Source organism: Paraburkholderia sp. UCT31, assembly GCF_014397655.1.
Lineage (GTDB): Bacteria > Pseudomonadota > Gammaproteobacteria > Burkholderiales > Burkholderiaceae > Paraburkholderia > Paraburkholderia tuberum.
Genome location: NZ_VZQP01000233.1, coordinates 1 through 248, shown reverse-complemented (window position 1 = coordinate 248; position 248 = coordinate 1). Strand labels below are relative to the sequence as shown.

Sequence of the window (248 nt, the reverse complement as noted above, 5' to 3'; positions counted from 1 at the left end):
CGATCGCCGCAGATCCAAGACACCTCGGCGCCCAGATCGGGGCCACGCTTGTACTGCACACCTGGGGCTCAGCGCTCACGCATCATCCGCATGTGCACGGCATCGTCCCGGGTGGCGGGCTGTCGCCCGACGGCGAGCACTGGATCGCCTGCCGCCCCGGCTTCTTCCTGCCAGTGCGCGTGCTCTCGCGCCTGTTCCGGCGCCGCTTCCTCGAAGCGCTCACCGATGCCCATCGGCACGGCCAGCTG

Annotated in this window: 1 protein-coding gene; it reads left to right on the top strand. The window is 70.2% G+C overall.

Features of this window, described 5'->3' with window-relative positions:
- A partial coding sequence (locus F6X40_RS41770; RefSeq protein WP_187631919.1) for a transposase occupies positions 1-248 on the top strand: 248 nt, incomplete at both ends.